Source organism: Lelliottia sp. RWM.1, from assembly GCF_016859735.1.
Lineage (GTDB): Bacteria > Pseudomonadota > Gammaproteobacteria > Enterobacterales > Enterobacteriaceae > Enterobacter.
In genome coordinates this window covers 1-22,081 of the sequence record NZ_WLVC01000032.1, presented here as the reverse complement: position 1 = coordinate 22,081, position 22,081 = coordinate 1, and the positions used below count along the sequence as shown (strand labels likewise).

Sequence of the window (22,081 nt, the reverse complement as noted above, 5' to 3'; positions counted from 1 at the left end):
GATGTCATGTCACTTCCCGTCATCAGTCCGCAGCAGGCAAAAGTGCTCATCTCTGAAGGTGCAGCGCTTATTGATATCCGTGATACCGATGAATATGCGCGAGAACATATACCCGCTGCGCATTCCGTTCCTCTGGGAACACTGCCTGCCGGGCTGTCGGCTCAGTCAGGCGAAACAGTGATCTTTCACTGCCAGTCTGGCGCTCGCACGTCAGGAAATGCCGCGCTACTGTCCCAGGCAGCCTCCCCGGCGCAGGGATATATCCTGGAAGGCGGTATTCAGGGCTGGAAGCAGGCTGGATTGTTGACCGCAGAAGACCGATCCCAGCCATTGCCGATCATGCGCCAGGTGCAAATTGCCGCCGGGTTGTTAATTTTGTGCGGCGTGGTGCTGGGCTACAGTATTTCAGAGGCTTTTTTCTTACTGAGCGCATTTGTCGGGGCCGGCCTACTCTTTGCCGGTGTAACCGGTTTTTGCGGGATGGCACGCTTGCTTAATGTCATGCCGTGGAACCGGCGTACCCCTTAAGCAGCACGTGGGTTTACGCTTTAGCAGTAATCGGTGGAATGCACTGTACCCCGCAACAAGCGTGGGCTAAGGTGATGAACACAACAATGATCAGGAGGTAATGATGTTTTCTGTCGGCGATTATGTGCAACCGCGTATGGGCGGCCCAAAACTGAAAGTGCTCGAAGTGAATGGCGATAGCGTGGTGGCGGTACAGGCCAGCAATGAACAAGGTGAGAAATTCACACTGAAAGCAGCAGATGTGGCGCTTTATACCGAAGATGGTGACTTTGGCGTCTGCTAAAAGACAAGCAACCGGGCGGATTTCTCCGCCCGGTATCTTCTGATTAAATCAGAAAATCATCCAGTGATTTACCGTTTGCCAGTGCAGCGGCAATCGGTTTAGGCGTACGGCCCTGACCCGTCCAGGTCTTCTCTTCACCGTTAGTGTCAGTAAAACGGTACTTCGCTTCACGGATTTTGCGTTTTTTCACTTGCTGACCCACGAGGTTCACTTCAGAACCCAGCAGATCGGAAGGTGAAATACCATCGGCTTTCATGCGTTCCAGCAGAGCATTAATTTTATCCTGCTGCTCAGCACGCTGCTGCTCAAATTCCGCCTGTTCATTACGTTTCTCTTCAGTAACGATCCTGACTTTTTCCAGCATTTCTTCAAGAACATCAATAGGGAATTCACGCGCCAGCGCGCGAAGCGTGCGGATATTATTAAGATTCTGTAACGTCAAAGACATATTAATTGAAAACCTTTTCTTTGTGGGAAAGTCGAAAAATCAACGGACAGAATAATTCATTTCCCTTTAAATATCCACCCATCGTTCCTTTTACACATTATTACGTATTCTTAAAAAGATATTTAATTTAAATACCCTTCTCATTTTCTGATAGTGCATCACATTATTACACCTGATGCTATCGTCCCCTCTGAAGCACTGCCAGTGATACGTGTTTCACTCCTGCTAATGGCGTGAATATGCATGCAATATAAATGAATAAAACAAAACACACCGCTGCAGCATTTTTCACTACTTAATCGAACAAAAAAGAACAATCATCACTAAGAGGATATTTTTAAATCAACACAAAGAATCACGTGCTGAGTAAGAGCACGCCCCTTCTGAACAGACTATGCAAAATAATGTAATATATTGATTTAAAAGAATATAAGTATCAATAAAACAGAAAATAACGACCTGAGCCGCAAATCATCAATTTTAGAGAATTTTGTGGACAAAACGCCATTAAATAAAAATTAATCACTAATTGTTAGTTTCAATGTAGATAGATACGCTATACACGTCAAATAATCCAACCTAAAGCACTAAATCACCACGGGCAGAGTAACGATATTATGTTTTTCTCAAGGAGTTCAGACATGTTCTCACCGCAGTCTCGCCTGCGCCATGCAGTAGCGGATACATTCGCGATGGTTGTCTACTGTTCCGTTGTGAACATGCTGATCGAAATATTCCTCTCCGGAATGTCCTTCGAGCAATCACTTTCCTCTCGGCTTGTTGCCATCCCGGTGAACATCCTTATTGCATGGCCTTACGGATTTTACCGCGACGCCATCATGCGCGTTGCCCGTCGTATCAGCCCATCCGGCTGGATGAAGAACCTGGCCGACGTTCTGGCGTACGTCACTTTCCAGTCTCCCGTTTATGTAGCGATTTTACTGACTGTAGGTGCTGACTGGCATCAAATCGCGGCTGCGGTAAGTTCAAATATCGTTGTTTCAATGTTGATGGGGGTGGTTTACGGTTATTTTCTCGACTATTGTCGCCGCCTGTTCAAGGTCAGCCAGTACAACCACGTCAAAGCATGATGCAGTGCGACTGGCTAATGCCAGTCGCAGATTTACTGCGGTTCGCCAAACAATCCCTTCAGAAAACGCTCCAGCGCCATGCGAGAGCTGAAACCGTGCGGAATACCATAATGTTCATGCCTTTCTCCGCCTAAATAGAGCGGGAATTGCTGATAATGATCGCAGGTTTTAATATCCGAGGCAGGTTCAGCAAATGAGAGACTTCTGTCTTTCAGCGTAGGATGAATAATGAGAGCCGTACGCCCCATTCGCGCTTCACGGTTAACGTAAACATAATTCTCACCGCGGCGATAGCCATAGGCTTTTTGTGTCACAGCATCCACGGTAAATCCCGCTTTTTCAAGAACGCGCGCCACCTCATCAGGTCGTAAATACATATTTAATCCTCGTTATCTTTTCCTGCCCGGCAACCTTACAGTATTCAGCATTAGCAGTGCTTTCAGAATATTCCATAAACGCCCGGATAAGTCGTGACTCGCTTCAGATATTAAAATCCTGGGCTAAACTGAATGGGAACGCAAAATTATGGAGGATCGTATGTTTAACAGACCGAACCGAAACGATATTAACGACGACGCCCAGGATATTCGTAATGATGTCAGTCAACTAGCGGATACACTTGAGGATGTACTGAAGTCTCTGGGTTCAGATGCGAAGGACGAAGCAGATGCCGCAAAACGTAAGGCTCAGTCTCTGCTGCGTGAAACCCGGGCACGAATGAATGGACGTTCACGCCCCACTCAGGCCGCTTGCGATGCGATCGGCTGCGCAAATACCTTCGTCCGGGAGAGGCCGCTCTGTGCACTCGGGACGGTCGCGGCTGTAGGTATTGTGGTAGGCGCTCTGCTCAGCCTGAGAAAGTAAGACGTAATAAGACGTAAACAGCAACACGCAAAAAACAACTCCCCGATGCTCACCCGACATCGGGTTTTTTCCGTCTGAATACCTGAAAAACCCGTACAGCCCGCCACGCCCCCCTGTGGATATCACCGTGGCTCAATCACCCTAAATTTCCCATATCTTGTATGGTTGAAACTTATCTCAACTACATCTAGTATTCTCTTTAGCAAGACACACGCTATCTGACGCGAACATTCGCGCCGCTCTCTCATTTTAAATGGAAATACGAATCATGCGCATTACTATTTACACTCGTAACGATTGTGTCCAGTGCCACGCCACCAAACGCGCGATGGAAAGCCGTGGCGTCGAGTTTGAGATGGTGAACGTGGATTTAGCGCCAGATGCCGCAGACACTCTGCGAGCACAAGGGTTTCGTCAGCTCCCGGTGGTTATCGCAGGCGAAACCAGTTGGTCAGGTTTCCGCCCGGATATGATTAACCGCCTCTCCAGCCAGGTCACAAGTGCATGAGTTGCCTGGTCTACTTCTCCAGCAGCTCGGAAAACACGCTTCGGTTTATTGAACGTGTCGGGCTGCCTGCAGTACGGATCCCGCTAAATGAGCGCGAACGTATTCAGGTAGACGAACCTTACATTCTGGTTGTTCCCAGCTATGGCGGTGGTGGAACGGCGGGAGCAGTACCTCGCCAGGTGATCCGCTTTCTTAATAATCCACATAACCGGGCGTTGATCCGCGGCGTTATCGCGGCAGGCAATCGCAACTTTGGCGATGCATTTTGCCGCGCCGGGGATGTGATCTCTCAAAAATGCGGCGTGCCGTATCTCTATCGTTTTGAACTGATGGGGGCACAGCAGGACGTAGAGAACGTGCGTAAAGGAGTGAACGAATTTTGGCAACGACAACCGCAGAACGTGTAATTCAGGGAACCGGGGATTACCACGCCCTGAACGCCATGCTTAACCTCTACGATCGTGAGGGGCGTATTCAGTTCGGGAAAGATCATGACGCGGTGGACGCCTTTTTTGCCGCCCATGTTTTGCCTAACAGCATGACATTTGCCAGTCAGGAGCAACGCCTCGACTATCTGGTCGCTGAAGGTTACTACGAAGAACGCGTGCTGACGCGCTATGACCGCGCCTTCGTGGTGAAGCTGTTCGCGCACGCGCATGCCAGTGGTTTTCGTTTCCAGACCTTCCTTGGTGCGTGGAAATATTACACCAGCTACACGCTGAAAACGTTCGACGGGAAACGCTATCTGGAACACTTTGAGGATCGTACCGTGATGGTCGCGCTGACGCTGGCGCAGGGTGACGAACACCTGGCACAACAACTGACGAACGAGATCCTCAGTGGGCGTTTTCAGCCTGCGACACCCACCTTCCTCAACTGCGGTAAAGCCCAGCGCGGCGAGCTGGTATCATGTTTCCTGCTTCGTATTGAAGACAATATGGAATCAATTGGTCGCGCGGTGAACTCGGCGTTGCAGCTTTCTAAACGTGGCGGTGGCGTGGCATTTTTGCTCTCGAATCTGCGTGAAGCGGGTGCGCCGATTAAGCGCATCGAAAACCAGTCCTCTGGGGTGATCCCGGTGATGAAGATGCTGGAAGATGCTTTTTCATATGCCAATCAGCTTGGTGCACGTCAGGGTGCAGGCGCGGTCTATCTGCATGCACATCACCCGGATATCCTTCGTTTTCTGGACACCAAACGCGAAAATGCCGACGAAAAAATCCGCATCAAAACGCTGTCGCTTGGTGTGGTGATCCCGGATATTACGTTTGCGTTGGCGAAAGAAAATGCCGGGATGGCGCTGTTCTCACCTTACGATATTGAGCGCATTTACGGTAAACCGTTCGGCGATGTGGCGATTAGCGAGCTGTATGACGAGCTGGTTGCTGATGATCGTATCCGCAAAAAATATATCAACGCCCGTGATTTCTTCCAGACGCTTGCCGAGATCCAGTTTGAATCTGGCTACCCGTACATCATGTATGAAGATACGGTAAATCGCGCCAACCCGATTGCCGGGCGTATCAATATGAGCAACCTGTGCTCGGAGATTTTGCAGGTCAACAGCGCGTCGACCTTTGACGAGAACCTCGATTACGCGGACATCGGCAAAGATATCTCCTGTAACCTCGGTTCGCTGAACATCGCCCATACAATGGATTCACCCGATTTTGGCCGCACGGTAGAAACCGCCATTCGTGGGCTGACAGCAGTCTCTGACATGAGCCATATCCGCAGCGTGCCGTCGATTGAAGCGGGCAATGCCACCTCACACGCCATCGGACTGGGACAGATGAACCTGCATGGCTATCTGGCCCGCGAAGGTATTGCCTATGGCAGCCCGGAAGGGCTGGATTTCACCAACCTCTATTTTTACACCATTACCTGGCATGCCCTGAATACCTCAATGAAGCTGGCGCGAGAGCGCAACCAGCGTTTTGTCGGTTTTGAGCAGTCACGCTATGCCAGTGGTGAATATTTCAGCCAGTACCTGGAAAATGACTGGCAGCCGAAAACAGAGAAGGTCCGGGCGCTGTTTGCCCATGCAGGAATAACCCTCCCGACCCGCGATATGTGGCAACAACTGCGCGATGACGTGATGCGTTATGGCATTTATAACCAGAACCTGCAAGCCGTACCGCCGACGGGGTCGATCTCGTATATCAACCACGCCACATCAAGCATTCACCCGATAGTGTCGAAAATTGAGATCCGCAAGGAGGGTAAAACCGGCCGCGTTTACTACCCTGCCCCATTTATGACTAACGAGAACCTGGCGCTGTATCAGGATGCCTACGAAATCGGCCCGGAAAAAATCATTGATACCTATGCACAAGCCACAAGACATGTGGATCAGGGGCTGTCGTTGACGCTCTTCTTCCCGGATACCGCCACCACGCGCGATATCAACAAGGCGCAAATCTATGCCTGGAAAAAAGGTATCAAAACGCTGTACTACATTCGCCTGCGCCAGCTTGCGCTGGAAGGTACTGAAATCGAAGGCTGCGTGTCCTGCGCGCTGTAAGGAGAAAGGATGAAACTGTCACGCGTATCTGCCGTTAACTGGAATAAGATCCAGGACGATAAAGACCTGGAGGTCTGGAATCGTCTGACCAGTAATTTCTGGCTGCCGGAAAAAGTCCCGCTGTCCAACGATATTCCGGCCTGGCAAACGTTAAGCGACGCCGAGCAACAGCTAACAATCCGTGTTTTCACCGGGCTGACATTGCTGGACACCATTCAGAATACCGTCGGCGCTCCCGCGCTGATGGCGGATTCGCTCACGCCGCACGAAGAAGCCGTGATGTCGAACATCAGTTTTATGGAAGCGGTGCACGCCCGCTCTTACAGCTCGATTTTCTCCACATTGTGCCAGACCAAAGATGTTGATGCGGCATATAGCTGGAGTGAAGAGTGCGAATCGTTGCAGCGTAAAGCGCAGCTGGTACTGGAGTATTATCAGGCTGACGAGCCGCTGAAAAAGAAAATTGCCAGCGTGTTTCTGGAATCCTTCCTTTTCTATTCTGGCTTCTGGTTGCCAATGTACTGGTCGAGCCGTGGCAAACTGACCAACACGGCCGATTTGATTCGCCTGATCATTCGTGATGAAGCGGTTCACGGCTATTATATTGGCTACAAATATCAGAAAGAGCTGGAGAAAATAAGCGAAGAAAAACGTGAAACGCTAAAAGGTTTTGCACTGGATTTGCTGATGGATCTCTATGATAACGAACTGCGTTATACCGAATCGCTTTATGCCGGAACCAGCTGGGAAGAGGATGTTAAAGCCTTCCTCTGCTACAACGCCAACAAAGCCCTGATGAACCTGGGTTACGAGGCGCTATTCCCGCCGGAAATGGCCGAAGTGAACCCGGCAATACTGGCCGCCCTGTCCCCCAACGCTGACGAAAATCACGATTTCTTCTCCGGTTCAGGTTCATCTTATGTGATGGGAAAAGCGGTGGAGACTGAGGATGAGGATTGGGATTTTTAACCCCCTAGCCCTGTCCTCTCCTCTGCGGGGAGAAGGTTGGGGTGAGAGGTAAAAATATCATCCGTTAATTAAATATATCTCACATAATCCCCGGTCAAATATTTCCACATCAACTACACTGTCATTCTACTATCATATTCACCTGAATCATTGCGATTCAGGTGAAATTTCCTGACCGCGCAACAAAAATCTCAGAAAAATTCAACACCCGCTCAGCCCTTTGCTCATGGGAAATTCAGCAACATGACCTTCGGCAAAATTCATGCCATAAGAGGATTGAGGGTTGTCTCAGATTCTCAGTATGTTAGGGTATTGTCAGGTAATTATTCCGAATGGAAATCATATCGACACAATAAATAACAGGACAGACTCTATTGCATGGCAATTAAATTAGAAGTTAAAAATCTCTATAAAGTATTTGGCGAGCATCCACAGCGAGCGTTCAAATATATTGAAAAAGGACTTTCAAAAGAGCAAATTCTGGAAAAAACAGGGCTATCGCTTGGCGTTAAAGACGCCAGTCTGGCCATTGAAGAAGGCGAGATTTTCGTCATCATGGGGTTATCCGGTTCGGGTAAATCCACTATGGTTCGCCTTCTCAATCGCCTGATTGAACCCACCCGCGGGCAAGTACTGATTGACGGTATTGATATTGCAAAAATATCTGATGCCGAGCTCCGTGAGGTGCGCAGAAAAAAGATTGCGATGGTGTTTCAGTCATTCGCGCTAATGCCACATATGACGGTACTGGAAAATACCGCCTTTGGCATGGAATTAGCGGGCGTTGCGGCACAAGAACGCCATGAAAAAGCCCTGGATGCATTACGTCAGGTTGGGCTGGAGAATTATGCCCACGGATATCCGGATGAACTTTCCGGAGGGATGCGACAGCGCGTCGGTCTGGCTCGTGCATTGGCAATTAATCCCGACATATTATTAATGGATGAGGCGTTCTCGGCGCTCGATCCATTAATTCGTACAGAGATGCAGGATGAACTGGTAAAACTGCAAGCCAAACATCAACGTACTATTGTATTTATTTCCCACGATCTCGATGAAGCGATGCGTATTGGCGACAGAATTGCCATTATGCAAAATGGCGAAGTCGTACAGGTTGGTACACCGGATGAAATTCTGAATAACCCGGCGAATGATTATGTTCGAACCTTCTTCCGTGGCGTGGATATTAGTCAGGTATTTAGTGCCAAAGATATTGCCCGCCGCAGCCCGAACGGCATTATCCGCAAAACCCCTGGCTTTGGCCCGCGATCTGCACTGAAAGTATTGCAGGACGAAGATCGTGAGTTTGGCTATGTCATCGAACGCGGCAACAAATTTGTCGGCATTGTCTCCATCGAGTCCCTGAAAAATGCGCTTAGCGAAAGCCAGGGAATTGATGCGGCGCTTATCGACTCTCCGCTTGCCGTAGACGCCGAAACGCCGCTCAGCGAACTGCTCTCCCATGTAGGCCAGGCGCCTTGTGCCGTTCCGGTTATTGGGGAAGAGCAACAGTACGTTGGCATCATCTCAAAAGGGATGCTGCTGAAAGCTTTAGATCGCGAGGGGGCAAACAATGGCTGATCAATCTAATCCGTGGGGAACCACAGAGGCAGCGGACAGCGCTGCACAATCTGCTGATGCATGGGGAAGTTCTGCCCCAGCACCAACCGATGGCGGAGCGGCCGACTGGCTCAATAGCGCACCCGCGCCAGCGCCTGAACATTTCAACATTATGGACCCGTTCCATAAAACGCTGATCCCACTGGATAGCTGGGTCACAGAAGGGATTGACTGGGTAGTGACACACTTCCGCCCGGTGTTCCAGGGTATTCGCGTACCCGTGGATTACATCCTGAACGGTTTCCAGCAGTTGATGCTGGGTATGCCAGCTCCCGTTGCCATCATCCTGTTTGCCCTGATTGCCTGGCAGTTTGGTAGCGCTGGAATGGGTATCGCCACGCTGGTGTCCCTGATTGCGATCGGTGCAATCGGTGCATGGTCGCAGGCGATGATCACGCTGGCGCTGGTACTCACCGCCCTGCTGTTCTGCGTGGTGATCGGCTTGCCGCTGGGTATCTGGCTGGCGAGAAGTCCACGAGCGGCGAAGATCATTCGACCGCTGCTGGACGCCATGCAGACCACCCCGGCGTTTGTCTACCTGGTTCCGATTGTCATGCTATTCGGTATCGGTAACGTACCGGGCGTGGTCGTGACCATTATCTTTGCCCTGCCACCGATTGTTCGTCTGACCATTCTGGGGATCAACCAGGTTCCGGCAGATCTCATTGAAGCTTCACGCTCATTCGGCGCAAGCCCGCGTCAGATGTTGTTTAAAGTTCAGTTACCACTGGCCATGCCCACCATTATGGCGGGCGTTAATCAGACGCTGATGCTTGCCCTCTCCATGGTAGTGATCGCCTCGATGATCGCCGTTGGCGGGCTTGGCCAGATGGTACTGCGCGGTATTGGTCGTCTCGATATGGGGCTGGCCACCGTAGGTGGCGTAGGGATCGTGATCCTCGCCATTATTCTTGACCGCCTGACGCAGGCTGTCGGTCGTGACTCACGCAGTCGCGGCAACCGTCGCTGGTACACCACCGGCCCCGTCGGGTTGATTACCCGCCTCTGCTCTAAATAATTCGGGTTGCAGGAAGGCGGCAAGCGAGCGAATCCCCACAAGCATCGAAAACGGTGTGACTGGGGTGAGCGATTGTCGCCAACACATCTGCAACGTGAACTATGACGGGTACATTCATAAAATAAGGAACAACGATGCGACATAGCGTACTTTTTGCCACAGCGTTTGCCACCCTTGTCTCTACCAGCACATTTGCTGCCGACTTGCCTGGCAAAGGCGTGACCGTTCAACCGGTCCAGAGCACCATTTCCGAAGAGACCTTCCAGACGCTGATCGTCAGCCGCGCACTGGAAAAACTGGGCTATACGGTCAACACGCCAAGTGAAGTGGATTACAACGTGGGCTACACCTCGATTGCTTCCGGTGATGCCACCTTTACCGCCGTGAACTGGCAGCCGCTGCATGATGATATGTATGCAGCAGCCGGTGGCGACAAGAAGTTTTATCGCGAAGGCACTTTCGTGAGCGGCGCTGCACAGGGTTATCTGATCGACAAGAAAACCGCTGACCAGTACCACATCACTAATATTGAGCAGTTGAAAGATCCCAGAATCGCCAAACTGTTCGATACCAATGGTGACGGTAAAGCCGACATGATGGGTTGTTCACCGGGATGGGGCTGTGAAGCGGTGATTAACCACCAGAATAAAGCCTACGACCTGGCAAAAACGGTGGACGTGAGCCACGGTAACTACTCCGCGATGATGGCGGACACTATCGCCCGCTTTAAAGAAGGCAAACCGGTTATCTATTACACCTGGACACCGTACTGGGTGAGTGACGTGCTGAAGCCAGGGAAAGATGTGGTGTGGCTGCAAGTTCCGTTCTCTTCGCTGCCTGGTGAACAGAAAGATATCGACACCAAACTGGCCAATGGCATGAACTATGGTTTCCCGGTCAATACGATGCATATCGTGGCGAACAAAGCCTGGGCAGAGAAAAACCCGGCGGCGGCGAAACTGTTCTCGGTGATGAAACTGCCACTGGCGGATATCAACGCCCAGAACGCCATGATGCATGAAGGTAAATCCTCAGAAGCCGACATCAATGGCCATGTTGACGGCTGGATCAAAGCCCACCAGCAGCAATTTGATGGTTGGGTGAAAGCCGCACTGGACGCACAGAAGTAATCGCCCTTATTCCCTCTCCCACCGGGAGAGGGAATTTAAACCGCACAATCCACCACGTAACAATCCCCCAACATTCACAATCATTCGTTATTATTGATTTCCGGAAAAATAATCACTCAACTAATGATTCCTGAATCTAATGACAAACACTTCTCACGAACTTAGCCCGCCGCTGATCCTGTTAATGTCCGTGGCAACGGGCCTTGCAGTTGCCAGTAACTATTACGCGCAGCCTCTTCTGGACACCATTGCGAACGCCTTTTCGCTGTCAGCCAGTTCAGCCGGTTTTATCGTCACCGCCGCTCAACTGGGGTACGCCGCTGGCCTGCTTTTCCTCGTCCCACTGGGCGATATGTTTGAGCGTCGAATGTTGATTGTCTCTATGACGCTACTGGCTGCTGGCGGCATGCTGATTACCGCCAGCAGTCAGTCCCTGACAATGATGATTATCGGGACTGCGCTGACAGGGCTGTTCTCCGTCGTGGCCCAGATCCTGGTTCCCCTGGCGGCAACGCTCGCCGCACCAGAAAAGCGCGGAAAAGTTGTAGGCACAATCATGAGCGGCCTGCTTCTGGGGATCTTACTGGCTCGTACCGTCGCTGGGTTACTTGCCAGCCTGGGCGGCTGGCGCACCGTCTATTGGGTGGCAAGCGTACTGATGGTCATCATGGCGCTGGCGCTTTGGCGCGGCTTGCCGAAAGTGAAGCAGGAGAACCATCTCAACTACCCTCAGCTTCTCGGCTCCGTGTTCAGCTTATTTACACAAGATAAACTGCTGCGTACACGCGCATTGCTGGGGTGTTTCACCTTCGCCAACTTCAGTATTTTGTGGACATCGATGGCCTTCCTGCTAGCCTCTCCGCCCTTCAACTACTCCGAAGGCGTTATTGGTCTGTTTGGCCTCGCCGGTGCTGCCGGTGCACTGGGTGCGCGCCCGGCGGGCGGGTTCGCCGATAAAGGGAAATCGCACCTGACGACGACCTCGGGTCTGGTTTTACTCCTGCTTTCGTGGGGGGCTATCTGGTATGGGCATACCTCGGTACTGGCACTGATTGTCGGGATCCTGGTACTCGACCTCACCGTGCAGGGCGTGCATATCACCAATCAGACCGTGATTTACCGCGTGAAACCTGAGGCGAGAAACCGTCTAACGGCCGGGTATATGACCAGCTATTTTATCGGTGGTGCGGCTGGTTCATTGATTTCAGCATCGGCATGGCAACATTCAGGCTGGAGTGGCGTTTGTGCCGCCGGGACGATTGTTGCTGCGTTGAATCTGCTGGTCTGGTGGCGCGGGTATCATCGCCAGGAGGCGATTCAGTAAGCTTTACATCGCTTTGGGGCTTCTTAGGGTGTTAAGGAGCCCCCCAGTCTGTTAAGGTTAGCGTAATCATTTATCCCAGAAATTTTAATGTGGGTGACATATTCACAAACATCATGAATAGCTCAGACCCGTTGGCTGATCCCAGTCCTCGCACCCCGTCTTCTCAGGGCGTCTGCCCTCCCCTTTTTGTGCTCACCGGGTCACGGATTCGCCCGGCGCTTTCTGATCGTGACATACGTTTGGCGGATATAACCGCACAAATAATTCATTTACATTATTTGTCACTATCGTTACTATATCGGCTGTAATTAATGAGGTTATGCCCAAATGGATAGTTCGTTTACGCCCATTGAACAAATGCTTAAATTCCGCGCCAGTCGTCATGAGGAGTTCCCGTATCAGGAAATCCTGTTGACCCGCCTGTGCATGCACATGCAAGGTAAACTGCTGGAAAATCGCAATAAAATGCTGAAAGCTCAAGGGATTAACGAGACGTTGTTTATGGCGTTGATTACGCTGGAGTCTCAGGAAGATCACAGTATTCAGCCTTCTGAACTGAGTTGCGCGCTGGGTTCATCCCGCACCAATGCAACCCGTATCGCTGATGAACTGGAAAAACGCGGCTGGATCGAGCGCCGTGAAAGCGACAACGACCGCCGTTGCTTGCATTTGCAACTGACCGACAAAGGTCACGAATTCCTGCGTGAGGTGCTGCCACCTCAGCACAACTGTCTGCATCAACTCTGGTCCGCGCTTAGCACCACCGAACGCGACCAACTTGAGCACATCACTCGCAAGCTTCTCACCCGTCTGGACCAGATGGATGAAGACGGTGCTATTCTCGAGGCACTGCGCTAACGCGACGACACGCTCGAATATCCAGATTTATAAGAAAACTGACAGGCCAGCACGTCACACTGCTGGCCTTTCTGACAACAGGTCGGCTCAGCCGATGTGAAAATAAGAAGATCGTGGAGAACAACAATGAGCGCAAATGCGGAGAACACAACCCCGCAGCAACCGGCCACCAGGAAGGGTAAACGCAAGAGCATCCTTCTTCTGCTGACCTTGCTCTTTATTATTATTGCTGTGGCATATGGGATCTATTGGTTTTTAGTCTTGCGTCATGCTGAAGAAACAGATGATGCATACGTGGCAGGGAACCAGGTGCAGATTATGGCGCAGGTGTCGGGCAGCGTGACGAAAGTCTGGGCTGACAATACCGACTTTGTGCAAAAAGGGGATGTTCTGGTCACGCTCGATCCGACCGATGCCCAACAGGCGTTTGAAAAAGCGCAGACGGAACTGGCGTCCAGCGTTCGTCAGACCCGTCAGTTAATGATTAACAGCAAACAGCTTCAGGCCAGCATCGATGTGCAGAAAACCGCACTGGCGCAGGCACAAAGCGACCTGAATCGTCGTGTCCCACTCGGAACCGCCAACCTGATTGGTCGTGAAGAGCTGCAACACGCCCGCGATGCTGTCGCCAGCGCACAGGCACAGCTTGATGTGGCGATCCAACAATACAACGCTAACCAGGCGATGGTGTTGGGGACTAATCTGGAAAGCCAGCCTGCCGTAAAACAGGCGGCAACCGAAGTACGTAACGCCTGGCTGGCGCTACAACGTACGAAGATTGTGAGCCCGATGACGGGTTACGTCTCGCGCCGCTCCGTCCAGCCAGGTGCGCAAATTAGCCCAACGACACCACTGATGGCGGTTGTTCCGGCCAACAATTTGTGGGTGGATGCTAACTTCAAAGAGACCCAGCTTGCCCACATGCGTATTGGCCAGAGCGCGACTGTGATCAGCGACATCTATGGTGACGATGTGAAGTACACGGGTAAAGTGGTCGGTCTTGATATGGGCACAGGCAGCGCGTTTTCTCTGTTGCCAGCACAAAACGCCACGGGTAACTGGATCAAAGTGGTTCAGCGTTTACCCGTACGTATTGAGCTGGATCCGAAACAGCTTGCCGACCACCCATTGCGCATCGGCTTATCTACACTGGTCACGGTGGATACCGCCAACCGCGATGGCCAGATCCTGGCAAGCCAGGTACGCAGTAGCCCGGCTTATGAGAGCAACGCCCGTGAAATTAGCCTCGATCCGGTCAATAAACTGATCGATGACATCGTGAAGGCAAACGCCGGTTAATCCGAAGGTGAGCGTTATGCAACCGCAAAAACCGCAAAAAGCGCTGGAGGGCGCGCAACTGGTCATTATGACCATCGCGCTTTCACTGGCGACATTTATGCAGGTGCTGGACTCCACCATCGCAAACGTGGCGATCCCAACCATCGCCGGGAACCTTGGCTCATCACTGAGCCAGGGGACATGGGTGATCACCTCATTCGGCGTGGCGAATGCGATCTCCATTCCGATCACAGGCTGGCTGGCAAAGCGCGTCGGGGAAGTGAAGCTGTTCCTCTGGTCAACCGTGGCGTTTGTGATTGCCTCCTGGGCGTGTGGGATGTCCACCAGCCTGACAATGCTGATTTTCTTCCGCGTCATTCAGGGTATTGTTGCCGGACCGTTGATTCCACTGTCACAGAGTTTGCTGCTGAACAACTATCCACCCGCTAAACGCTCTATCGCGCTGGCGCTGTGGTCAATGACCGTGATTGTCGCGCCGATTTGTGGACCTATCTTAGGCGGCTATATTAGCGATAACTATCACTGGGGCTGGATCTTCTTCATCAACGTACCGATTGGTGCGCTCGTGGTCATGCTGACGTTGCAGTCACTGCGTGGCAGAGAAACGCGAACGGAGCAACGGCGCATTGATGGCGTTGGATTGGCGTTATTGATCCTCGGTATCGGTAGCCTCCAGGTGATGCTCGATCAGGGTAAAGAGCTGGACTGGTTTGCCTCGAAAGAGATCATCGTCCTGACAATAGTCGCGGTGGTATCGCTCAGCTTCCTGATTGTCTGGGAACTGACTGACGATAATCCGATAGTCGACCTGTCGCTCTTTAAGTCGCGAAACTTCACCATAGGCTGCTTGTGTATCAGCCTTGCCTATATGCTCTACTTCGGTGCGATAGTTCTGTTGCCGCAGCTGTTGCAGGAGGTATACGGCTACACCGCAACCTGGGCAGGTTTGGCCTCTGCGCCAGTTGGCTTGATTCCAGTCCTGCTGTCGCCGATTATCGGTCGTTTCGCCCATAAACTCGATATGCGTCGGCTGGTGACGTTCAGCTTCATTATGTATGCGGTGTGCTTTTACTGGCGTGCGTATACGTTCGAGCCGGGGATGGACTTTGGTGCTTCAGCGTGGCCACAGTTTATCCAGGGCTTTGCCGTGGCGTGCTTCTTTATGCCTCTGACCACCATCACGCTCTCTGGATTACCGCCAGAGAGAATGGCGGCTGCATCGAGCCTGTCGAACTTCACCCGTACCCTGGCAGGCTCCATCGGGACGTCGATCACCACCACCATGTGGACTAACCGTGAATCGATGCACCATGCGCAGCTCACTGAGGCGGTGAACCCCTTTAACCCGAATGCTCAGCAGATGTATAGCCAGCTTGAAGGGATGGGGATGACAGAACAGCAAGCATCCGGCTGGATTGCCCAGCAGATCACGAACCAGGGACTGATTATCTCCGCTAACGAGATTTTCTGGATGTCGGCAGGGATCTTTATCATCCTGCTGGGCCTGGTATGGTTTGCCAAACCACCGTTTGGTGCTGGCGGTGGCGGCGGTGGTGCGCACTAACCGATAGCATGGACAAGGTTGTCCGTTTTGCGACAGCCTCTGTCAGTTTTGATAAAGCAGCGCTCCTGAAATCGCTTCACGATAGTGAAAAGACAACAGGAGCGCATCATGCTGAACAATCCCGCACAAAAATATCAGCCCTACCCCCCCATTTCTCTGCCCGACCGTCGCTGGCCCGAACAACGGATCGCTCATGCGCCTCGCTGGCTGTCCACCGATTTACGCGATGGCAATCAGGCACTGGCCGAACCGATGGACAGTACCCGCAAGCTGCAATTCTGGGATCTGTTGCTGCGCTGTCAGTTCAAAGAGATCGAGGTGGCTTTCCCTTCCGCCTCACAGACTGATTTTAACTTTGTCCGTCAGTTGATTGACGAAAACCGCATTCCTGACGACGTTACTCTCCAGGTATTAACCCAGGCGCGGGAAGACCTGATACTGCGTACCTTTGAATCACTGCAAGGGGCCAAACACGCCACCATCCACCTGTATAACGCGACGGCTCCCCTGTTCCGCCGCCTGGTGTTTGGGATGGAGAAGACAGAAATTATTGCGCTGGCGACAAACGCCACACGTCTTATCCGCAAGTTCTGCGAAGAGAACCCACTGACTCACTGGCAATACGAATACTCCCCGGAAACCTTCTGCTTCACCGAGCCGGAGTTTGCACTGGAGATTTGTGAAGCGGTGGCTGAAATCTGGCAACCCTGTGCCGAACGTCCGATGGTTATCAACTTACCGGCCACGGTGGAAGTGAGTACCCCCAACGTGTATGCCGATCAGATCGAGTATTTTTGCCGCCATTTTAGCCGCCGCAAAGATGTCTGCATCAGCGTGCATCCGCATAACGATCGGGGTACAGGCGTTGCCAGTGCGGAGCTGGCTGTTATGGCAGGAGCCGATCGGGTGGAAGGGTGTCTGTTTGGTAACGGCGAGCGCACGGGTAATGTCTGTCTGATCACGCTGGCAATGAACCTCTACAGCCAGGGCATCAGCCCGGGTCTTGATTTCAGCGATATGAATGCGATTGTCGAAGTGGTAGAGAGCTGTAACCAGCTGCCCGTGCATCCGCGCCATCCGTGGGCAGGCCGTCTGGCTTATACCGCATTTTCCGGTTCGCATCAGGATGCCATCAAAAAAGGTTTTGATGCCCGTAAGCCTGGCGAGCGCTGGGAGATGCCTTATCTGCCCGTGGATCCGCAGGATATCGGCTGCTCCTACGAAGCGGTGATCCGCGTTAATAGCCAGTCAGGGAAAAGCGGTAGCGCGTGGCTCATTGAACAAAATCATGGTCTGAAATTACCCCGCGCCCTGCAACAGGATTTTAGCCAGCATGTTCAGCAGGAAACGGATCGACACGGTAAAGAGATGACCCAAAATGCACTGTGGCAGTTGTTCCGCAGCCGCTATGGCCTGGTTGCCGAACCGCGCTTTGGGTTACAGACCTACCGCAGCGAAAGCCAGCATGACGGCCAGTTACGACTGACGGCAAGCGTTGCCACCCGCGGAGGTACTCGCCACCTTGAAGGTCAGGGGAATGGGCTGTTATCCGCAGCGGCAAATGGCCTGAGCCGATGGCTTGATGCACCGTTTGTGATTAAGGATTACCACGAACATTCGTTAGGCGAACGTAGCGACAGCCGATCGGTCGCATATATCCGTTGTTTGTTTCAGGATGGGAGCAGCCGCTGGGGGGTCGGAATCGACAGTGACGTGGCGCGCGCCTCCCTTCAGGCACTGTTCAACGCGCTGAGTTAAGTATCTTTAAAATAGTCGCTGGGTGATATTCCCATCACCCGGCGGAACATCGCCGTAAACGCACTATGGCTACCGTAGCCTAAATCCAGCGCGACGCGTAACACAGGCTGGCCCTGTGCCAGCCGGAGTAGCGATTCCATCAACCGCGCGCGTCGCACCCACTCGCCATAGCTCAACCCGGTTTGCTGCTGAAAACGGCGGTTAAGAGTGCGTTCACTCATGCTGGTGAGGCTCGCAGCTTGCGCGCTGTTCCAGCCTTCCCCCGGCGTCTGACGGATCTGCTGGCAAAGAGAGCGCAGTGGCCCACTTTCCGGCTCCGGCAGGTGAAACGGCAACACTGGCATCGTACGAATTTCATCGAGGATCAACTCATACACGCGCTCATCACGACTGCCTGGCTGATAGGATTCAGGAAGCGTCAGCGAGGCGAGGATCAGTTCACGCAGCAATGGGGAGATCTGAACGATCTGACAGGATGCGGGGAGATCCGCTCGTGCAAGTGAATCAATAAATAACGTACGGGCGGCAACCTGCCCAGTGATACGAAGGGAGTGCTGTGTTCCCGCCGGCAACCAAACACCACGACCAGGCGGAACCACCCAACATCCCTTGACGGTATCGACCCGAACCACACCGCTAAGGCTGTGCAGCAATTGCGCGCAATCGTGCTGATGCCAGGGTTCACTATCGCCATGGAGATAATCATGGGCAAAAGGGATCAGGGGACGGTGGGTAAAGGAGAACGTTGAGGTCGTGGTCATGGGCGTTAAATTACCCTCTCCCTCACGGGAAAGGGTAAGGTTGCACTAGATGTGCAGTTCTTGCAGTTTTTCTTTCGGCAGAGCCAGCTCTTCGTTGCTGTTCACACGAACATCATGCTCAATGATATGACGCGCGATATCCTGCGCTTCTTGCAGAGAGTGCATCTGGTAAGTCCCGCACTGATATACGTTCAGCTCAGGGATCTGATTCTGCTCTTTGACTTTCAGCACGTCGGCCATCGCCGCTTTCCAGGCATCCGCGACGCGCGTCTCATCAGGCTGACCAATCAGGCTCATGTAGAAACCAGTACGGCAGCCCATCGGGGAGATGTCAATAATCTCGACGCCTTTGCCATTCAGGTGGTCGCGCATAAAACCAGCAAACAGGTGTTCCAGAGTGTGGATACCTTTTTCTGGCATCACTTCTTTGTTTGGCACACAGAAGCGCAGGTCAAAAACGGTGATAGTGTCGCCGTGCGGGGTATGCATGGTCTTCGCAACGCGTACAGCAGGTGCTTCCATACGGGTATGGTCGACGGTAAAGCTATCTAATAACGGCATACGTCACCTCCGATAGTGATTTTTTTTAAAATAAACTGAACTCTTCTTCACAATGCGCGTCTGAGTATATGAAAGACGCGCATTTGTTATCATCATCCCTGTTCTTCAGAGATGTATATTTTGGCCACAGCGATGTGGCCTTTTTCTTTTCTGTCAGGCGTGCTTCGCCAGATAGACATCAAACGGCTCGGTATCTGCCGCTTCCACCTCTTTCTGACGCGCCACTGAAGCCTCTCGTTCAGCAATGAAATCCGCTTCACTGAGGATCTCTAATGGCTCTTCACGCAACATGTCACGGTACTCCGCCGCAAGCGAACGCCCTGTGCCGCCAATGCCTTCATCAATCATAGAGCGCAGGATACGTGCTGAAAACGTCAGTTCAGGATTATCAAAGCATGCCACCAGTTGGTCGCACACATTCTGATATTCCTCTCCACCGTACACGCTATCCATTGTCTGAGCGACACGTTTCAGGTCACGGAACAGGTCTTTACCCACTTTTGGCAATGGGAACTGCGCTGTTTCACAGCCAATGCCCAGCGTCAGGCCCGGTTTGCGCCCTTCCAGAATCACGCGATTCCAGTTAGTACGGGTACAAAGCAATTCATCCGCACTCATTTCAGGCGCATCAGCCAGCACGCACCAGACCATAAACAGATCGAGGAAGCGAACTTGCTGCTCATCAACGCCAATCGGTGAGAACGGGTTGATGTCCAGTGAGCGCACTTCAATATACTCAATACCGCCACGCTGCAACGCATCCGACGGTGTTTCACCGCTGCGCGTAACGCGTTTCGGGCGGATTGGCGCATACAGTTCGTTTTCAATCTGCAGCACATTACTGTTGATTTGCAGGCGCTTACCGTCTTTTTCGAGGCCGATTTTTTCGTACTCTTCCGACGGCGTTTTGATCGCGCGCTTCAATCCTGCCACATATTCATGCAATTCGTTAAACGTAATACCGAGATTGCTTTGCGACTTATTGGTATAACCAAGATCGCTCAGACGCAAAGACGTCGCATACGGCAGGTAATACATCCCACCATCGGTTTTCTCAAACGGCAATGTGGTGGGTTTTCCCTGCAAGAACGAGGAACAGATTGCGGGGGAAGCACCAAACAAATAAGGAATAACCCAGCCGAAACGGTAATAGTTGCGGATCAGGCGGAAGTAACCCGCTGAAATCGCCTCTTTATCAGTTTCACCGCATTTCGCTTGCCAGAACGCCATCGGCAACGAGAAGTTGTAATGCACACCTGAAATAGTCTGCATTAACGCCCCATAGCGGTTTTTCAGACCTTCGCGATAGAGCGTTTTCAGACGGCCAACGTTAGATGTACCGTACTGTGCCAGCTCAATATCCTGACCTTGTTCGATATAGCATGGCATGCTGAGCGGCCACATACGCTCATCACCCAAATTACGGGCGGTAAAGCGATGAACATCACGCAACAGCGTCAGCATATGATCGATATCACCATCAACAGGAGTAATGAACTCCAGTAGTGCTTCTGCAAAATCGGTGGTGATCCATTTATGTGTCAACGCCGAGCCTAACGCCTGAGGATGGCCCGTAGTTGCTAAACTGCCATCCGCATTAACACGCAGCGTTTCTCGCTCAAGACCACGCTGAATACCCTTCAGAGCCTGAGGGTGGTTTTCCAGCCAGGCCAGCGCCTGTGATACGTCCGGGATCAAGTTGACCTCCCGCCTGTCAAATTAATGTTACTCAGCATAATTGTAATGGTTGACGATTGAAGGTCGTGAATTCATTCCACCAATTAGTGCCACCACGTCATACCCTGTAGTGTTACCCATGCTACGATCACATAGCGTAACGCCTTGCCAAGGCACAAAAAAAAGAGCACCGGTCCCCACGAGATGCGCATCCATCCCGCCAGCAGACACAGCAAATCACCTATTACAGGTACCCAGCTTAATAACAGCGTGGCAGCGCCATAACGTTTTAGCCAGCCCACCGCTTTTTCCTGCCAGCGCGATTTCTCGCGCAGCGGAAAGAAACGCCCAAGAATAACGTTAGTCAGCCCTCCAAGGCTATTACCCATTGTTGCTATTAATACAAGCAACCACGGCTGACTCACACTGGACAACAGCATCGCCACCAATACGACTTCCGAGTTACCCGGTAAGAGCGTGGCACTTAAGAAACTGCTGGCAAATAATGAAGCAAGTGACAGTGCGTCACTCACAGTAAGCGAACATCCACAGCATCCATCCCGGCATGACGAGCGGCCTGAATACCGAAGTCAGCATCCTCAAACACAACGCATTTTGCCGCAGGTACACCCATTAATTCTGCGCAAAGCAGGAAGGTATCGGGTGCGGGCTTGTGGTTTTTAACATGATCGGCAGCAACGACAGCGGAAAAATAGTGCCGCAGGCCAAGATGGTTGAGCAGCGCTTCTGCGATAGCACTTTCACTGCCCGTTCCGACTGCCATCGGGCGACGCCCATGCCACGCTTTAACGACATCAATTAATGGCAAAGGACGCACAGTGTCCAACAGCATCGCTTTTACTGCATCGGTTTTTTCACGCGCGAGCTGGTGTGGATCGAGATCGGCATGGTTCAGTTCAATTACCGCCTGTGCGATACGCCAGGTTGGCGAACCATTCAGTGCGACCATTGCCTGCAAATCGAAGCGCATCCCATAGCGGCCAAGAACGTCATTCCAGGCTTTACGATGAGTGGGTTCGGTATCCAGGATCGTGCCATCCATATCAAAGATCAGACCGTCATACTGTGCGTACATCGTGCTCTCGCCAAACGATTAACAGAGCGTTACTTTATCGTAAATGGTGGTTTTTGTCGCTGATTGCGAAGTGATAACAATGAGAGTGATTAAGAACTGAACATTGGGAGGAAAAACAAGAAGAGATGGTGCATCCGGGAGGATTCGAACCTCCGACCGCTCGGTTCGTAGCCGAGTACTCTATCCAGCTGAGCTACGGA

23 protein-coding genes are annotated in these 22,081 nt (G+C 52.1%); 16 read left to right on the top strand and 7 right to left on the bottom strand.

What is annotated here, in order from left to right:
• Positions 1–6 precede the first annotated feature (6 nt).
• A complete protein-coding gene (locus GF617_RS19200) occupies positions 7–528 on the top strand; it encodes a rhodanese family protein (protein ID WP_181620479.1) in 522 nt (173 codons plus the stop codon).
• Between the two features lie 103 nt (positions 529–631).
• Positions 632–811 carry a hypothetical protein gene (locus GF617_RS19195; protein ID WP_181623822.1) on the top strand — a complete coding sequence of 60 codons (180 nt, stop codon included), beginning with the start codon at positions 632–634 and terminating at the stop codon, positions 809–811.
• 43 nt (positions 812–854) lie between these two features.
• Here the strand turns inward: GF617_RS19195 and stpA are convergent, their stop codons facing one another.
• Entirely contained in the window at positions 855–1,259 is a 405-nt protein-coding gene (stpA, locus tag GF617_RS19190) for a DNA-binding protein StpA (protein ID WP_181620480.1), read from the bottom strand.
• A gap of 641 nt (positions 1,260–1,900) precedes the next feature.
• Between stpA and alaE the strand changes: the two genes are divergently transcribed.
• Positions 1,901–2,350 (top strand): L-alanine exporter AlaE, encoded by a 450-nt coding sequence (alaE, locus tag GF617_RS19185; RefSeq protein ID WP_181620481.1) that lies wholly within the window; start codon positions 1,901–1,903, stop codon positions 2,348–2,350.
• 32 nt (positions 2,351–2,382) lie between these two features.
• On the opposite strand, the gene GF617_RS19180 is transcribed toward alaE, so the two are convergent.
• Positions 2,383–2,727 (bottom strand): DUF2002 family protein, encoded by a 345-nt coding sequence (locus GF617_RS19180; RefSeq protein WP_181620482.1) that lies wholly within the window; start codon positions 2,725–2,727, stop codon positions 2,383–2,385.
• Between the two features lie 160 nt (positions 2,728–2,887).
• On the opposite strand from GF617_RS19180, the gene GF617_RS19175 reads away from it, so the two are divergent.
• The 13 genes from GF617_RS19175 (at position 2,888) to leuA (ending at position 17,786) form a co-directional block, all read left to right on the top strand.
• Entirely contained in the window at positions 2,888–3,214 is a 327-nt protein-coding gene (locus GF617_RS19175) for a DUF883 domain-containing protein (RefSeq protein ID WP_181620483.1), read from the top strand.
• Between the two features lie 253 nt (positions 3,215–3,467).
• The gene (gene nrdH, locus GF617_RS19170) at positions 3,468–3,722 is read left to right on the top strand and encodes a glutaredoxin-like protein NrdH (protein WP_203452280.1); all 255 of its coding nucleotides are present in this window, start codon (positions 3,468–3,470) and stop codon (positions 3,720–3,722) included.
• Positions 3,719–4,129: a class Ib ribonucleoside-diphosphate reductase assembly flavoprotein NrdI gene (gene nrdI, locus GF617_RS19165; RefSeq protein ID WP_203452279.1), complete on the top strand. Its 411-nt coding sequence runs from the start codon at positions 3,719–3,721 to the stop codon at positions 4,127–4,129. The genes nrdH and nrdI overlap by 4 nt, the downstream gene beginning before the upstream one ends.
• Positions 4,102–6,246: a class 1b ribonucleoside-diphosphate reductase subunit alpha gene (gene nrdE / locus GF617_RS19160; RefSeq protein ID WP_181620486.1), complete on the top strand. Its 2,145-nt coding sequence runs from the start codon at positions 4,102–4,104 to the stop codon at positions 6,244–6,246. The genes nrdI and nrdE overlap by 28 nt, the downstream gene beginning before the upstream one ends.
• A gap of 9 nt (positions 6,247–6,255) precedes the next feature.
• Positions 6,256–7,215, top strand: coding sequence for a class 1b ribonucleoside-diphosphate reductase subunit beta (nrdF, locus tag GF617_RS19155; RefSeq protein WP_203452278.1), 960 nt, complete (start codon positions 6,256–6,258; stop codon positions 7,213–7,215).
• A 378-nt stretch (positions 7,216–7,593) separates the two neighbouring features.
• Positions 7,594–8,796: a glycine betaine/L-proline ABC transporter ATP-binding protein ProV gene (gene proV, locus GF617_RS19150; RefSeq protein ID WP_181620488.1), complete on the top strand. Its 1,203-nt coding sequence runs from the start codon at positions 7,594–7,596 to the stop codon at positions 8,794–8,796.
• Complete coding sequence (gene proW / locus GF617_RS19145) at positions 8,789–9,853, top strand: glycine betaine/L-proline ABC transporter permease ProW (protein WP_203452277.1); 1,065 nt, start codon at positions 8,789–8,791, stop codon at positions 9,851–9,853. The genes proV and proW overlap by 8 nt, the downstream gene beginning before the upstream one ends.
• Positions 9,854–9,987: 134 nt before the next feature.
• On the top strand, positions 9,988–10,983 hold the full coding sequence (gene proX, locus GF617_RS19140; RefSeq protein ID WP_203452276.1) for a glycine betaine/L-proline ABC transporter substrate-binding protein ProX: 996 nt from the start codon (positions 9,988–9,990) through the stop codon (positions 10,981–10,983).
• A gap of 139 nt (positions 10,984–11,122) precedes the next feature.
• The gene (locus GF617_RS19135; RefSeq protein ID WP_181620491.1) at positions 11,123–12,307 is read left to right on the top strand and encodes an MFS transporter; all 1,185 of its coding nucleotides are present in this window, start codon (positions 11,123–11,125) and stop codon (positions 12,305–12,307) included.
• A 327-nt stretch (positions 12,308–12,634) separates the two neighbouring features.
• Entirely contained in the window at positions 12,635–13,165 is a 531-nt protein-coding gene (gene mprA, locus GF617_RS19130) for a transcriptional repressor MprA (RefSeq protein WP_181620492.1), read from the top strand.
• 126 nt (positions 13,166–13,291) lie between these two features.
• Positions 13,292–14,464, top strand: coding sequence for a multidrug efflux MFS transporter periplasmic adaptor subunit EmrA (gene emrA, locus GF617_RS19125; protein ID WP_181620493.1), 1,173 nt, complete (start codon positions 13,292–13,294; stop codon positions 14,462–14,464).
• Positions 14,465–14,480: 16 nt separating this feature from the next.
• Positions 14,481–16,028, top strand: coding sequence for a multidrug efflux MFS transporter permease subunit EmrB (gene emrB, locus GF617_RS19120; protein ID WP_181620494.1), 1,548 nt, complete (start codon positions 14,481–14,483; stop codon positions 16,026–16,028).
• Between the two features lie 108 nt (positions 16,029–16,136).
• On the top strand, positions 16,137–17,786 hold the full coding sequence (leuA, locus tag GF617_RS19115; RefSeq protein ID WP_203452275.1) for a 2-isopropylmalate synthase: 1,650 nt from the start codon (positions 16,137–16,139) through the stop codon (positions 17,784–17,786).
• On the opposite strand, the gene GF617_RS19110 is transcribed toward leuA, so the two are convergent.
• The 5 genes from GF617_RS19110 to yqaB all read right to left on the bottom strand — a co-directional run bounded on the left by GF617_RS19110 (position 17,783) and on the right by yqaB (position 21,881).
• Positions 17,783–18,547: a helix-turn-helix transcriptional regulator gene (locus tag GF617_RS19110; protein WP_203452274.1), complete on the bottom strand. Its 765-nt coding sequence runs from the start codon at positions 18,545–18,547 to the stop codon at positions 17,783–17,785. The genes leuA and GF617_RS19110 overlap by 4 nt on opposite strands.
• Before the next feature lie 45 nt (positions 18,548–18,592).
• Positions 18,593–19,108: an S-ribosylhomocysteine lyase gene (luxS, locus tag GF617_RS19105; RefSeq protein ID WP_203452273.1), complete on the bottom strand. Its 516-nt coding sequence runs from the start codon at positions 19,106–19,108 to the stop codon at positions 18,593–18,595.
• 153 nt (positions 19,109–19,261) lie between these two features.
• A complete protein-coding gene (gshA, locus tag GF617_RS19100) occupies positions 19,262–20,806 on the bottom strand; it encodes a glutamate--cysteine ligase (RefSeq protein WP_181620498.1) in 1,545 nt (514 codons plus the stop codon).
• A gap of 83 nt (positions 20,807–20,889) precedes the next feature.
• On the bottom strand, positions 20,890–21,318 hold the full coding sequence (locus GF617_RS19095; protein WP_181620499.1) for a YqaA family protein: 429 nt from the start codon (positions 21,316–21,318) through the stop codon (positions 20,890–20,892).
• On the bottom strand, positions 21,315–21,881 hold the full coding sequence (gene yqaB, locus GF617_RS19090) for a fructose-1-phosphate/6-phosphogluconate phosphatase (RefSeq protein WP_181620500.1): 567 nt from the start codon (positions 21,879–21,881) through the stop codon (positions 21,315–21,317). Before yqaB ends, GF617_RS19095 begins: the two co-directional genes overlap by 4 nt.
• Positions 21,882–22,081: the final 200 nt, after the last annotated feature.

Bases quoted from the DNA above. Each gene is read 5' to 3' on its own strand.
- GF617_RS19200 (WP_181620479.1), top strand. From the start codon at position 7: ATGTCACTTCCCGTCATCAGTCCGCAGCAGGCAAAAGTGCTCATCTCT.
- GF617_RS19195 (WP_181623822.1), top strand. From the start codon at position 632: ATGTTTTCTGTCGGCGATTATGTGCAACCGCGTATGGGCGGCCCAAAA.
- stpA (WP_181620480.1), bottom strand. From the start codon at position 1,259: ATGTCTTTGACGTTACAGAATCTTAATAATATCCGCACGCTTCGCGCG.
- alaE (WP_181620481.1), top strand. From the start codon at position 1,901: ATGTTCTCACCGCAGTCTCGCCTGCGCCATGCAGTAGCGGATACATTC.
- GF617_RS19180 (WP_181620482.1), bottom strand. From the start codon at position 2,727: ATGTATTTACGACCTGATGAGGTGGCGCGCGTTCTTGAAAAAGCGGGA.
- GF617_RS19175 (WP_181620483.1), top strand. From the start codon at position 2,888: ATGTTTAACAGACCGAACCGAAACGATATTAACGACGACGCCCAGGAT.
- nrdH (WP_203452280.1), top strand. From the start codon at position 3,468: ATGGAAATACGAATCATGCGCATTACTATTTACACTCGTAACGATTGT.
- nrdI (WP_203452279.1), top strand. From the start codon at position 3,719: ATGAGTTGCCTGGTCTACTTCTCCAGCAGCTCGGAAAACACGCTTCGG.
- nrdF (WP_203452278.1), top strand. From the start codon at position 6,256: ATGAAACTGTCACGCGTATCTGCCGTTAACTGGAATAAGATCCAGGAC.
- proV (WP_181620488.1), top strand. From the start codon at position 7,594: ATGGCAATTAAATTAGAAGTTAAAAATCTCTATAAAGTATTTGGCGAG.
- proW (WP_203452277.1), top strand. From the start codon at position 8,789: ATGGCTGATCAATCTAATCCGTGGGGAACCACAGAGGCAGCGGACAGC.
- proX (WP_203452276.1), top strand. From the start codon at position 9,988: ATGCGACATAGCGTACTTTTTGCCACAGCGTTTGCCACCCTTGTCTCT.
- GF617_RS19135 (WP_181620491.1), top strand. From the start codon at position 11,123: ATGACAAACACTTCTCACGAACTTAGCCCGCCGCTGATCCTGTTAATG.
- mprA (WP_181620492.1), top strand. From the start codon at position 12,635: ATGGATAGTTCGTTTACGCCCATTGAACAAATGCTTAAATTCCGCGCC.
- emrA (WP_181620493.1), top strand. From the start codon at position 13,292: ATGAGCGCAAATGCGGAGAACACAACCCCGCAGCAACCGGCCACCAGG.
- emrB (WP_181620494.1), top strand. From the start codon at position 14,481: ATGCAACCGCAAAAACCGCAAAAAGCGCTGGAGGGCGCGCAACTGGTC.
- leuA (WP_203452275.1), top strand. From the start codon at position 16,137: ATGCTGAACAATCCCGCACAAAAATATCAGCCCTACCCCCCCATTTCT.
- GF617_RS19110 (WP_203452274.1), bottom strand. From the start codon at position 18,547: ATGACCACGACCTCAACGTTCTCCTTTACCCACCGTCCCCTGATCCCT.
- luxS (WP_203452273.1), bottom strand. From the start codon at position 19,108: ATGCCGTTATTAGATAGCTTTACCGTCGACCATACCCGTATGGAAGCA.
- yqaB (WP_181620500.1), bottom strand. From the start codon at position 21,881: ATGTACGCACAGTATGACGGTCTGATCTTTGATATGGATGGCACGATC.